Consider the following 13,526-nt stretch of genomic DNA (forward strand, 5'->3'; position numbering starts at 1 on the left):
GTCCACCCCCAGCGTCCGCACTTCCTCGTGGTGGACCTCATTGATGACCCGGCTACTTAATCGCGCCGAGCCGGCGGCCGAGTGGACCCACGGGGCGGTCGCCCACACCAGCAGTGCCGCTGTGCAAGAAGCCGGGCCCGTTACTCTCCCGGCTCGTAGTCCACTCCCAGCTCCGACCGGTAAAGTTCGACCGCCTCGCACTCGCGGTAGAGCACCGCCTCGCGCACGTCTTCGCGCTTCATGTCCAGGACGCGCATGACACTGTCGACTTTCGACAGCGCCTCGATGCGGTGAAAGGCGTTGCCGTACTCCTTCGCGAAATCGCTGAGACTCTTGAGCCTGACTCGCCCAAAAGGAGCACTCGACAAATGTGATTTTCCGGTATCGCCTCTTGGGCAGGGCATCGCCAAAGAACCGTTGGTGCCGCAAGGTAATCTCTTCCGGACGGCCCGCCAGCCTCCCCTAAGGACCCGCTCCGAAGCGGGAAAGACGACCCCGCCGCCGCCGACGAGAGATGATTGCAGTGCATACGAGTCACCCGCGGCCGATGGCCGCATCGGGGATCCTCAGCGGGACGTCACCTCGTCCCCTGCTTTCTTTTTGTCGTCTGTGGGCTCTTCCTCCACCGTCTCCGTCACCGTCAAACCCTGCGCCTCGAGTTGAGGCCCGATCACCTTGGCGTCACCGAGCAGCACCACGATCTCATGCCCCGCGCAAGGCTCCACCACGCTCTTGACGTCGGCACGGGTCAGCGTGGCGAGGCGCTCGGGGTACTCGTCCCAAATCGCGGGCGACCACCCATTGGCCACGGCGGTCAGGATGGCGTTGCCGGCGGCGTCTGCATCGGCAAAGCGGCGGTTGAAGGCCCGCGCCAGATCCCAGCGGGCCGAGGTGAACGTGACCACGTGCGGGCCCGCGTCGGCCGTTTTGGCCACGAGGTCCAGCATGGCCTTGAGGCCTGCCCCGGTTTGGGGCGTCTCGATTGCGCCCCCCATCGCCATGTGCGTGGTCCCTCCGGGGCGGCTGCTGATGGCCGCGTACATGCCGTAGGTCGCGCCCCACGCTTCACGCAGCTCCCACAAAGACTCGGTGAGGATCGACTCGGCGAGGTCCGCGGCCGGCAACGTCTCGGCGCTCGTATCGGCAAGCCGGCACGCCAGGCCCACCATGGTTTGGCTCGCCCCGGGGCGGTCGTACACGATGACCTTGCGTTCTGCCGGTGCCGCGGGCACGGGCGGCGCGGTACTTGCGCCCGAGCGGCCCCGCGTCCAGGGCCCCAGGTATTTGCGGGCCATCACCTCCACCTCGGGGGCCGACACGTCCCCCACCACCACGGCCACCGCGGCGTCGGGCCGGTAGTGCCCCTGGATGAACGCCTGAAACTCTGAGAAGCGCACGCGGCGAATCTCGTCGACGTTCTCGGCGATTTGGCCGTAGGGATGGCCAGGGTAAAGCTCCTGCCACAGGCGCGCGGAGGCCTTGTATTGCTGTCGTTTCCGGATGTACGTCATCCGTTCGGCGATGGCGTCGAAGGCCTCGCCTGCGTTCATCAAGTACTCCTCGCTGGCCTCCTGGCAGGACACGGTGTCCGCCATGACGGCCAGTCCATTGACCAAGTTGCCCGCGAGCACTTCGACATCGACCGTGGAGGACATGTCACCTCCGGAATCCCATAAACGCCCGCCCACCGGGAACAAACTGCCGTGGTTCTGGCAGCGCGTGTAGGAAAGGGCCTTGGCAAAACGCGCCAGCGCGTAGGGCTGCGTGGTGGCGTTGCCGCCCGGCAGGCGCAGCTTGATCCGCGCCACGGGCATGTTCTTGCGCGGTACCGTGTACAGGGTGAGCCCGTTTTCCAGCTGTACGTGCGCCACGCCGGCAAGCTCGGGCTTGCGCAGGATCTGCCTGAGTTCGTCGGGGCCCATGCCTGAAATGTTGGGCTTCGAGCCTGCGCCGAAGCGGTGCCCTCCGCCTGCGGGGCTCGCGCTGGCGTTGACCTCGTCATGCTCAGGCTCGAACAACACGGCCACCGCGCGTTCTCGCTTGAGGTACTTGTACGCAAACTCCTTCACGTCCGTGTTCTTCACTGACGCCAGATCTTCGAGCGAGTCCTTGAAGAACGTGTAGCGACCTGTGGCGGCCAGGTGCTCGGCCAGGCCCAGGGCGCTCGTCACCAGATCACCGCTGGCGCGCACCAGCTCGGTGGCCGTGCCCCACTTGCCATAAAGTGAGTATGCCTGCTGTGTGAGGCGTACGTCCTCGTCGCCGGCCCAGGTGTTGGCCACGGCGTCGAGCAGCCGGCGCCGGATCTTCTCGGGGTCGGCGCCCTGCTTGAGCGAGGCCTGGATGACCATGATCGAGCCGTCCACCATGGGGTAACCAAAGGCGCCCACGCCTTGCAAGGCGTCCTTGAACTTCCTTTCGAGGCCCATGCCCAGCGCCACGTTCAACGCCTGGGCGGCAAATGAGATCTTGCTGTCCTTGCCGCGCAGCCCACCGGGCAACGACCAGCCGATCATGAGGAGCGGCTCGAGCACGGGCCCCTTCACCTTCACCAGCTTCGTGTTGACGGGAGGCGGCGGCTCGGCACTGGGCAGTTCGTTGAAGCGCTTGCGGGGCTTGACCGCCGGGCCCTCCGGCCCGTCCGGGCCAAACAGCACCTCGGCAGGCCACATGCCCAAAAGCTTTGCCACCTCGTCCGGGTTCACATCACCCGCGATGACCATCGTGCAGTTGTCGGGCGTGTAGTGCTGCTTGACGAAGGCCTTTGCGTCTTCGAGCTGCGTGGCCAGCATGGATTCGGGGGTGCCTGCCAAGGTGCGCCCCAGCGGATGCCCCTTGGGGAACATCTGCTTGAGCGTTTCGTCGAACACCTTCGAGCCCACGGTGGTCTCACCGCGCTGTCGCAGCTCGTTGCGGACCACCTCGCGTTCCACCTTGAACACGTCTTCCGTCACGCCCTCGAGCGTGCGCGCCAAACGCCACGCCTCGAGCTGCAGCAGGAAGGGCAGCTGATCCTTGTGCGTGATCGTGTAGTACTCCGTGATGTCAGCGGCGGTGAAGGCGTTGAAGGCGCCCCCCGTACGCTTGAGGTGATCCCACACCTGCTCGCCCCCCGGCTTCGAGCGAAAGGCCAGGTGCTCCACGAAGTGGGCCAGGCCCTCCTTGCCCACGGGGTCGTCCTTGCTGCCCACCGCAAAGGTCGACGTGACCACGACCTGTGGCGACGTGTGATCTTGCTGCACCAACACCCGCAGGCCGCTCTTCATTTCGAACACGCGCTGCGCGAGCGCGTGATCTTTCAGGACCGGCTCATCGGGCAGCTGCGTGGCTGCACAGCCTACGCCGAAGAGCAGGCCCAAAAGGCCCAAGGCGGCGCATCGAGAGGGCAGAGCATGGACTTTCCGTGGCGGGCGCATGCGCCCATTGTAGCGATTCGAGTGCCGCAAGGCAGCGGCGGATGTCTTTGCAGGCTGCGCCCGGTGAGGAATCCAGTCAATCGTAAGCCGAGTTACGCTACATGCTCCGCATGTTCCAGCCCGGCTCTTTCCTCGGCGGCCAGCGGCCGGGCTTTGGGCAGCTCGGGCTGGCCCTGCCCGGGCAAGCCGAGTCCCGAGAGCAAGGCGTTCAGGTTCGTGAGGTCGGCTGGCAACAGCACGTTGACCTTGGGCGAAGCCAGCTTGCCGAGAGAGTCGAGGTGCCGTTCGGAGAGCGACAGCTGCACCGCCTCTTTGCCGCCCGGCACGCACGCGGCCGAAGCCAGCTTGCCAAGGGAGTCAGCCGTGGCCTCCGCGATGGCCAAAATGGCTGCGGCCCGGCCTTCGGCTTCGTTGATCCGCCGCTGCATCTCGCCCTCGGAGGCATTGACCAGCTCCATGCGTGTGCCTTCCGAGCGGTTGATGTGCGCCTGCTTCTCGCCCTCTGCACGCGCCACGATCGCGCGCCGCTCACGCTCGGCCGTCACCTGCTTTTCCATAGCCTCCGTCACCGTGAGCGGCGGTGCGATGTTCTTGATTTCGTAGCGGTGAACCGTCACGCCCCAAGCTTCTTGCACCTCCGCCAGGGCCGCGACCACGCGCGCGCTGATGAGTTCGCGTTCCTCGAAGGTGCGATCGAGCTCCAGGGTGCCGATCACCGAGCGGGTCGTGGTCTGTGCCAGCTGCGTGGCCGCTTGCCGGTAGTCGGTGACGCCGTAGGCCGCCTTGACCGGCTCCATCACGCTCATGTAGAGGACCCCGTCGACCTCCACCTTGATTTCGTCCTTGGTGAAGCAGTCCTGAGGAGGCACGTCGATCGTTTCCTCGCGCAGGTCCATCTTGTAGACCACCCGGTCGATGAAGGGCAGCAGGGCATGAAAGCCCGCCCGCAAGGTGGTGTGGTAGCGGCCGAGGCGCTCCACCACGTGGGCCCTCTTCGTGGGTACCAGCTGCACGGACAAAATCAGCGCGCGCACGAAAGCCAAAAACACCAGGGCCCAAAAGCCCAGGTTGACGAGATCCCAGGGGTTGTCGAAAGACAGATCGAACTCAGACATGACCATTTCCTCGTGGAGGTTGTGCGGGGGGCTTCGGGGCAGGCGACGCCTTTAGCTGCGCGAGGCCCCCTCGGCCCGCACGCGGCCACCACCTTGCGCGGCGGCACCGTTGATCGCGGGCTGTCCGTTCATGGTGCGGGAGGTCTCGCCAAGCCCTGCGAAGAAGCCCTGAAGGTTGGCCAGCCCTTCTGGCACCACCGAGACGTTGGCCGTCGAGAGCACCTGCGCGAGCCGATCCGTGAACTGTTCGGCGATGCGCATCTTGAGGGCCACGTCACCGCCGGGTTGGGCGATCGCCGCCGCGATCTTCTTGAGTCCCTCCGCCGTGGCATCCGCCAGAATGCCAATCTCGCGGGCGTGGCCCGTGGCCTCGTTGATGCTTTTTTGCTTCTTTCCTTCCGAGAGGTTGATCGCCTCCTGTCGGCGTCCCATCGAGCTGGCGATCGTGGCCTCCTTGTGGGCCGTGGCCAAGGTCACCTCGGCGCGCCGTGAGCGCTCGGCCTCCATGGCTTTTTCCAGCGTGTGGACCACGTGCGCCGAAGGCTCGATGTTGCGGATCTCGTAGCGCAGCACCTTGATGCCCCAGGGATCGCTGGCGCGGTCGATCTCGCGCACGATCGCCTCGTTGAGCTTTTCGCGCTCGGCGAAGGATTCATGCAGGTCCAGCTTGCCGATCTCCGAGCGCATCGTGGTTTGCGCCAGGTTCACGCTGGCCCGCCGGTAATCCTCGATGCCATAGGACGCGCGCTCGGCGTCCATGACTTTGAGGTAAACGACGCCATCCACGGTGACCTGGATGTTGTCGCGGGTGATGCAGGTCTGCGGAGGGATATCCAGCACCTGCTCCCGCATTTCTTGCTTGTAGGCAATCCTGTCGACAAAGGGGATCAGGAAGTGCAAGCCGGGCTGCAAGACCCCGCTGAACTTGCCGAGCCTCTCCTTGACGTAGGCATCGCGCATGGGAACGATCGCTGCCGTCTTCCACAGGACGAACAACGCGACGGCGAACAGGATCGTAAAGAAAGTCATGAAGCGGGCTCCTCTTTCGGGCTGACGGCCTCGACGATAAAGGCCGTGTTGTCGCGGTAGACGATGCGGGCTTGGCTGCCTGCCGGAATGCTCCCTTCGGCGGTGCGCGCCTGCCAGGTCGTGCCGTGCAAGCGCACCCGTCCGCCAGGCCCGTCCGTCACCGTGTTCGTGACATCGACCACCTCGCCGAAGGCATCTACGTCCTCGTCCGTGCCCTGCCGCTCGCGGGCGCCCGGCACGAAGCGTGTCAGCACGCTCCGCAGCGCGAGCGTGAGCAGGATCGAACTCACGAACCAGGTGATGAGTGAAGCGCCAAGACCGTGCACCAGGCCCACCCAGCGGCCCACGGCCACGGTCACTGCCCCGAGGCCCAGGAAAACGGAGATGAGGCCTGGCAGCAGCAGCTCGAGCGCCATCAGCAGCACCCCGGCACCGAACCATACCCACGTCACAGTCTCCACGGACATCACCCGATCCAACCACACGGGTCGGGGCGCCTCAAGGCAAACCGGGACAGCTGCCCTCGATTTTTCCTCGATCCAGCCGAAGTTGGGTGCCGTGCCTGCGTCAGGTGGATCAACCCACCTTCGGATGACGCAGGTTGCGTCTCAGCGGCAAGGCTGCACGTCGGACGCCAGGCCTTGGTCGTTCATGAAGAACACCTTGCGGAACCACAACGTCTCTTTGTCGACCTTGGCTTCCGCCGCTTGGTTGGGCAGGTAGCTCCACAACCATGCGGCGTTCGTGTTGAAGACCACCGGCCCCCAGGGGGCAATGCCCGAGGGGCCGAGCACCACGGGTGTGGCCCAAGCGCTGTCGTCAAAGTCCAGCGCCGTCCAGTTCGCGGCCTCGCTTGTGCTGACTTTCCAGGAGGCGTCGGTGTTCACGAAGGAGGTCACGTCGGCCACGGTGTACGCCAGCTCTGCAATGAAGCCACGGTCGAGTCCGGACTGTTTCCATTCGTTGCGCGCTTCCACCGCGATCACGTTCTTTTTGCCGCCGTTCAGGAACACCTGCACGTCGTACTGCTTGAGCACGCCCCACAGCGAGTTGGGCTCGGCCACGAGGGCCCCATTGAACCAGATGCGGACGTAATCGTCGGCAGTCACACGCAGAATGGCGGTTTTCTGCGCCTCTGCCGGAAGCGTGCAGAGCGGCAGGGCGGCTGTGGCGTCACCCCCGGCGTCAGAGGGGAGCGCGTCCGCACCGGCGTCAGACGGGGGCGCGTCCTCCCCGAGGGCGTCGGCCAGGGGCGATACGTCGGCGGCTCCGCGATCCGCAGCGCTGTCCAGCACCCCTGCGTCCGGACCTCCCGGCCCGATGACGCTCGCGTCAGGGGGGAGGCGAGAGCTCTCCTCGTCCTCGCAACCGGACCCCATCACCAAGGCAGCGGCCAGCAGGCCGCCTTGCACCCAGGAACGCACGCAACACTTCGACGTGTCCGCATCGTACATCGGACGTGGCGCGGAATGAACTCGTTGCCACGCAGGTGGCGGCCCTTACCCCCGTAGTCTCCGCGAGAGCTCGGCGAACCAGGCGTGCGCGGCCGGGTCGCGGGGCGACACCGAAGCCGACTCCTGCAGGGCCAGGGAGGTGTTCGGTCCGCGCGACAAGAGTGTTGCGATGACGGCGTGGCCAAAGCCTACCCCCGTGCGGGCGTTCCACGCGTGCGCGGCCGCCTCGAGCTCGGGGTCGGGTGCAAAGGGCGTTTCGTCGTCGGGCCCAGGGGGCAGGCCGTTGAGCGCCGCCAGTACGCGTTCACGACGTTCGCCGTAGTGCAAGGGCCGCAACGTGTCCGCTTCGATCGGCGGGCCCATGAAAATGTCCTGCTTGCCGAGGCCCACGGGAAAGTCGAGGCGTTCACGGACCGGGGTGCGGGGCAAGCCTCCGGAAAAGCGTACGGGCACGATCGGGCAGCCGAGGTCCAGCGCCATGTCGATGAAGGTGCCGCTCATGCGGCGGACAGGCTCGGTGCACGAAAGCGCGCGGGTGCCTTCGACGTGAACCATCACGCTTGCGCCGCGGGTGCGGGCGGCATCGGCCATCTCGGCGATCACCCCTGGCAAGGCGGTTGCGTCGCTGCGGTTCCAGTAACGCGTGGTCACGGGGCGGTGAAGCCCCGGGTACGCGAAGGCGTGCTGCATGAGCCGCTCGAACCAGAACTCCTGATTCTCGACCTTCGCCAGCGTCAGCAAGGTGGCGCCCGAAAAGGCCGAGGCGATGATGGCGAAGAGGGTCGATTCGATCGCGGTTTGGTGGTTGCCCACGAAGAGCACGGGCCCCTCTGCCAGACGTGCCCGCGTGGGGGGGGACACGTGAACCGCGTTGATGAAGCGGCTGACGAGCGCGGAGAAGAGGTCGTCCACGGGCGCGGGCAGCGCCCCGAGCGCCCGGGCCCAGTACGCGCGCAGGTGCGGCAGGAGGGCGGCTGGTGCCAGCGTCTGCGTGTCCGCTGGCCGCGCGCGCCCGGCAGGGGTGGTGCCTTCCACCACCCGCATCGCCAGGCCGCTCGCGCTGTAGATGCGTTTGCCGTCCACCCAGAGGCTGGCGTTCGCCGTCACCACGGGGCACCCGCGGTCGTCGCGCTCGCGCTTCGTGATGTCGAGCGTGGTGGTAATCACGCGGTTTTCCGGGATCACCTGGCCTCGGTACTTCCAGGTCATCTCTTGCCCCGTGGCGATCGCCTCGAAGCGGGGGTGCGAAAAGCCCGCACCGAGCTCGTCGTGGATCATCGTGAACTGCAGCAGCTGCACCATGGCCTCGAGACCCAGCGAGCCCGGCTGCACGGGATCTTGAAAGAAGTGGGCCTTGAAGAACCATTCGTTCGGGTCCACGTCCTTTTCGCCCCGCGCGAAGCCGAGACCCGCGGTCCCCCCCTGCGAATCGTAGGTGACCACGCGATCGAGCATGAGCAGCATGGGTTCGGGCAGGCGCAAGGCCCCCGCGCACATGCGGGCGGGCCGCGTGGTCAGGTCCACGCAGGTGCCTCCGGAGAGTCGCAGCGTGCCGCGCTCCCCGTCGGTGGTGGGCAGGCCCACCTGGTTTTCGAGCGCGGCCTGCGGGAAAAAGCCGAAGCCCGTCGTGAGCGTGTACACCTTCGTCGTGCCCAGATAGCAGGTCACGTCGAAGGTCTCGAGGATCATGTCGCCCGAGCGCGACACGCTCGTGAGTGTGGTGACCGTGCGCAAGGTGCGCGTGCCGGCGGCCTCGAGCGTCTCGGGCGTGATCTCGTGCAGCACCCGCCCGGTACCGTCCAGGTTGCGAAAGGAAAGATCGCTTCGGCCGAGAAGCGCGCTGCCCACGAAGCTCGCCAGCCAGCCGCAAGGTTGCAGCACCGCCTCGAGCAGCACGCAGTAGGGCATGACCGCTGCGGCGTTTTCCCGGAAGTACCAGGGGAGCGCGGGTATGTCGTAGGCGATCTCGATCGTCGTGCCGGGCTTGCACACCCCGATAGGACCGTCCACGCGTTCGACGCGGCTCATGAAATGGTAGGGCGGACCGGGGAGCCGCGCCACCCGGCGCGTGTCATCGAACACCTGGTACATCGGGCCGAAGGCGTCCGAGGGTCGTCCCCAGGCGCACGCCAGCAGCGACGCGTAGTCGAAGGCGAATCCGTCCACCACGGCCACCCGGGGATCGGGCGGCACGTCCTTCAAGGCCTTCACCTCCGGGGGGGCTTCGTCATCCCACCGCAAGCTCGAAAGCGGCCAATCGGGCACGAGGCGTAGGCCCACGCGCCGGGCGTGGAAGGCCTTGAGGCCATCGACGGTGCCCAGCAAGTCGGCATAGAGCGTGGGGTAGGGGCCGTCATGCACTTCTTCCACGAAGAGCTCGCACACCAGCTCCTTTGCATCCGGCAGCACTTGGCCGCGGCACTGAAGCCTGAAGCTCTCCTCGGGCACGGGCTCGAAGCGCCAGCCGTCCCGCGGGAGGGTATGGCCCAAGGCCGCAAGGTATAGCGCCATCGCCTGCAAGCACCCCTCGAACATCAAGGTGCCCGGCATGCAGGGATCGTTTTTGAAGTGCCCCGCGAAGAACCAGTCATCGGGCGCGATCGGTGTGACGGCTTTCAGGTAGCCACGACCCCACGGGCCCCCCTGCGGATCGAAGGCGGCCACGTGGTCCACGAGCAGCATCGGCCCCTGTTGAATGGCCGGTGATCGGGTGTGCGTCTGGCCGCGCTCGAAGCCTTCACCGAAGCACCCGTAAAGATCGCCGGCCGCGAACGCGCGCACGGCCGCCGCATCGAAGGCACGCCCTTTTGCCAACACGCGCGGCGGGTCCAGGCGGGGGTGGGGTGTGATCTCTTGCTCCTCGGGGCTCCACAGCACCCCGGCAGAGTGGGCCAGCTCGTCTTCGCTGAAGAAGCCGGCTTGGCCCTGCCGCACCGTCAAGGCCGGCCTGTCGCCCACCTTGCAGTCGTAGTGGAAAAAGAAGAGGCGAATGTCGCCCTGCCGGGCGTGCCCATCGACATGGATCTCGTAGCGAAGCGTGTCGCCGGGCTTCGGCAAAGATCCGTGGTACGTGAGCTCGCAGCCCAAAAGCCGGTAGGCGCGTTGGCCGCGGTTGAGGGCATCGATCCCCAAGTACGAGATGAGGAAGAGATCGGCCTGGCCTGCTTCGATCATGATTCCCGCGGGCATGTAGCCGCGGTTCAGGAACCAGCTGTCAGGGCGCACGTCCGTCTCCGTCCACACCGTGCCGCGTCCCATCGAGCCCGGCGCGGCGGCGAGACCCACCACGCGATCGGCGAGCAGCAGGGGCGGCTCGGGCATACGCACCTGGAGGCGGTGTTCGTCCTGCCCAGCAAACGCGGGGCCGAAGAGCTGCGAGATGCGCCCGGAGGCGTGCACCTCGAGCTCCGTTCGAGAAAAACAGGGGCCCGAGGGGGTGCGCAGGGGCGGGGCGCCCGAAGCCGGCGTGGGCACGGCGTCGGGGCCAGGCGACGCGGGTGGCGCGGGTGAAAGTGGTGGCGCGGGTGACAGGAGCAGTGCGGGTGACGGCGGCAACGCGGCGTGGTCTCCCCCGCGTGCGGGGGGAGGTGTGGGCGCGGGCAGGGGAGCCGGTGCATGCCCCAGCAAGAGATCCACGGCGCGTGTGCGCATCCTCAGGAAGTGCGCGTGGGCGGCCGCTTGATGGGCCATGAAGCTGTGGTGCAAGGCCGTCACGTTCTGGCGATGCGCGAGCGCTTGCAGCAGAGGAGGGGAATAGTCCGCGGCCGCCGGAGCTTCCGGCGTTGGCAGAGGCAGGGCCACGGGCGCCTCGGCGCGCGGCGGGCTCGTGCGCGCGGAGGGCAGGGCGGGGGCAGGGGGCATGAGGGTCGCGGGGGGCATGACGGCGTTTGGGGGCAAGGCGGCCTCGAGGGCCGGCGAAGGCGCCGGGGCGTCCGGCGTGGCAGTCTGCAGGATCGCTGGGGGCGCGGCGGCCACGGCCGCGAAAGCGGGCAACGTGGGGTGAGGCCGGTGGACGGCAAACGCGAGTATCGGGGGCCGAGGTGTGTAGGCCGGTTCCGGTGCGAGGCCTCCGGGAAGGTCCCCCGTCGCCGCAGGTCGGTGGGCCCGCAGCCCGATCGTGACCTGCTCGTCACCGAGCGCGGTCACGTGCACCCGGGCGCGGCGTTCACCGGCCGGCTGCCACGGCAGGCGCGCCGGGCCCTCGGCCGTCGCCACGGCCGCACGTGGGACGTGGGGCCGCACCCCTCGTTCGCAGCAGAGCGCCGCGGCGGCCACGTGAAGCAGGCCCGAAGCGGCGTGGGCGTGGCCAAACAGGGACTGCAGGGACAAGGCACCTTCTTCGTCACCGAAAGACAGGTCTTCGGCCTGGGGATCCGAGGGGGTACCGTCGAGCACCGCGAGGATGCGATCGCCGCCGGCCTCGGCGTCTTCGAGGCGTTTGAGCACCAGCACCACGGCCGCATCCCCGCCCACCTGGCGCTTGGGCGAGAGCACCTTGGCGGCTGCCAGGTGCACGGGCTCGACACACAGATCCACGGCACCCACGAGGGCCGCGTCCAGCTCGCCTCGTGCAAGCAGGTCCTGCGCCAGCACCAACGCCCGGAGGCCCGACAGCTCTTCTGACGAAAACGTCAGGCTGGGCCCCTGAAGATCCAGCTGGCTGCTCAGGCGGTTGGCCGGGATGTTGGGCATCGCCCCCACCACGCCGGCCGCGCCGAGCAGCGGCACGAATCCCTCCCGTGCGCGCGCCACCCATCCCGCGGGCGCGCCCAGCCTGGCGCCCCACTCGGCCACGCGCCAACGGGCGCCGTGCCGCGCGATCTCGGCATCGCATTGCATGCCAATGAACACCCCCGTGCGTTCGGCGGGCAGAGAGGCGACGGCGGCTACAGCTTCGTGCGCGGCGGCGAACACCATGAGCTGCTGCGGCAGCGTCTCTTCGAGATCGCGCGGAGGAAAGCGCAGCCCGGCGAGCGAGATCGCCACCTCCGTGGCCGGGGCGGCGCCGTGAGCGACGCGGGAGGTTCCGCTCCACAGCGCTTCGGCGAAATCAGCGGCGTTTTGGCCGTCGGCCACCCGGGCGCCCAGGGCCACGATCGCCACGGGACTTCGTGTTTTTGCGGGTGCGGGCAGGGCCACGGAAACCGGGGCTCCGGCCGCGGGGGGCTCCTCGACGATGACGTGCGCGTTGTTGCCCCCGAAGCCAAAGGCACTCACGCTCGCCACCCGAGGGCCCCCTTCGTCGTTCCACGCTTCGTTCGTCTGCAGAAGCTTGAGGGCGCCTGTCCTCAACGCAGGCAGAGCCGACATGGGCGACACCGAGGGCGTGCCGGGCCTGATGCCAGCCGCAAAGGCCCCCAGCACCTTCAAGAGGCCCGCCGCGCCGGCGGCGGTGATGAGGTGTCCGAGGTTCGCCTTGAGCGAGCCGATGGCCAAGTCGTTGCGCGTGCCGAACACCTCGCTCAAGGTGCCGAGCTCCACGCCGTCGCCCACTTGCGTGCCGGTGGCATGGCACTCCACGAACGATACGCGGTCAGGATGAAGGCCCGCGGCGGCGTACGCAGCCCGCAAGGCGCGCACCTGACCTGCCTGCGAGGGCACGAGCAGGCCACGCCCGCGTCCGTCGTTCGACAAGCCCACGCCGCGAATCACCCCGTAAATGCGTTGCCCCTTGGCCAGGGCCTCCTCGAGGCGTACGAGGGCGAGCAGGGCGGCGCCTTCGGCGGGCACGAGACCGTCGGCTTCGGCATGGAAGGGGCGCGAGCGGCCCGTGGGCGAAAGCGCGCCCAAGGCCGAAAAACCCGCGTGGATGAACAGATCGTCCGCGCGGTTCACGGCCCCTGCCAGCATGAGATCGGCGCGGCCGTTGGCGAGGGCGTCGCAGGCAAACTTGAGCGCGTAGAGGGACGAGGCACACGCGGCGTCGAGCGCGAATGCGCCGGCCCCCAGGCCCAGGCCCTGGGCCAAAAGGTGCGCAGGCAAGCCCGACATGAAGCGGTTGTGAGGATCCACCTGCCTAAGCCCCAGCGTCTCGAGCAGGCTCTTCGGGGGCACGGCGCCCGTGCGGGGATCGGGCAGAGTTTCGAGCCACACCCGCTCTGCGAAGCGCGCGAGGGCCTCCGAGGGGTAAGACAGGTTGCCCACGATCACGCCCACGCGATCCCCGGCGCCCCGGTACCCGGACTCCGACGAGCGCCTGGCGGCCCGTATGCAGCAGCCAGCGAAAGAGGGGATCCAGCTCCGTGATGAAGTCCGCCGGCAGATGAAAACCGTGGGGATCGAACACGGCGTCGAAGCCGTGAACGTAGCCGCCCACGTCACTCGTGGCCTTGTCGGCGGTGTCCTTGCTCGTTCCGCGCATCAGCGCCGGGCGCACGCCCCAGCGCGAGGCGGGGACCTCTCGCGGTGGCCACGCGGCCTTCGGCCACCAGGGTCCATAGCTCTTCGGGACTGAGCGCGCCGGGCAAGACGCAGGCGCGGCCAACGATGGCAATCGGGGTCATGGGCATCGC

The 13,526-nt window shown here is 67.7% G+C and carries 8 protein-coding genes; all 8 read right to left on the reverse strand.

Annotated elements, in window-relative coordinates; genetic code table 11:
- Positions 1–140: 140 nt before the first annotated feature.
- Positions 141–368: a hypothetical protein gene (locus KA712_07040; GenBank protein MCG5052699.1), complete on the reverse strand. Its 228-nt coding sequence runs from the start codon at positions 366–368 to the stop codon at positions 141–143.
- 198 nt (positions 369–566) lie between these two features.
- The gene (locus KA712_07045; GenBank protein ID MCG5052700.1) at positions 567–3,416 is read right to left on the reverse strand and encodes an insulinase family protein; all 2,850 of its coding nucleotides are present in this window, start codon (positions 3,414–3,416) and stop codon (positions 567–569) included.
- A 92-nt stretch (positions 3,417–3,508) separates the two neighbouring features.
- A complete protein-coding gene (locus KA712_07050) occupies positions 3,509–4,531 on the reverse strand; it encodes a paraslipin (protein MCG5052701.1) in 1,023 nt (340 codons plus the stop codon).
- 51 nt (positions 4,532–4,582) lie between these two features.
- Positions 4,583–5,560 (reverse strand): paraslipin, encoded by a 978-nt coding sequence (locus tag KA712_07055; GenBank protein ID MCG5052702.1) that lies wholly within the window; start codon positions 5,558–5,560, stop codon positions 4,583–4,585.
- Entirely contained in the window at positions 5,557–6,027 is a 471-nt protein-coding gene (locus KA712_07060; GenBank protein ID MCG5052703.1) for an NfeD family protein, read from the reverse strand. The genes KA712_07055 and KA712_07060 overlap by 4 nt, the downstream gene beginning before the upstream one ends.
- A 141-nt stretch (positions 6,028–6,168) precedes the next feature.
- Positions 6,169–6,984: a hypothetical protein gene (locus KA712_07065; GenBank protein ID MCG5052704.1), complete on the reverse strand. Its 816-nt coding sequence runs from the start codon at positions 6,982–6,984 to the stop codon at positions 6,169–6,171.
- A gap of 75 nt (positions 6,985–7,059) precedes the next feature.
- On the reverse strand, positions 7,060–13,164 hold the full coding sequence (locus KA712_07070) for a 1-acyl-sn-glycerol-3-phosphate acyltransferase (protein MCG5052705.1): 6,105 nt from the start codon (positions 13,162–13,164) through the stop codon (positions 7,060–7,062).
- 167 nt (positions 13,165–13,331) lie between these two features.
- Complete coding sequence (locus tag KA712_07075) at positions 13,332–13,517, reverse strand: hypothetical protein (protein MCG5052706.1); 186 nt, start codon at positions 13,515–13,517, stop codon at positions 13,332–13,334.
- Between the last annotated feature and the right edge of the window lie 9 nt (positions 13,518–13,526).

Source organism: Myxococcales bacterium, assembly GCA_022184915.1.
Lineage (GTDB): Bacteria > Myxococcota_A > Polyangia > Fen-1088 > Fen-1088 > JAGTJU01.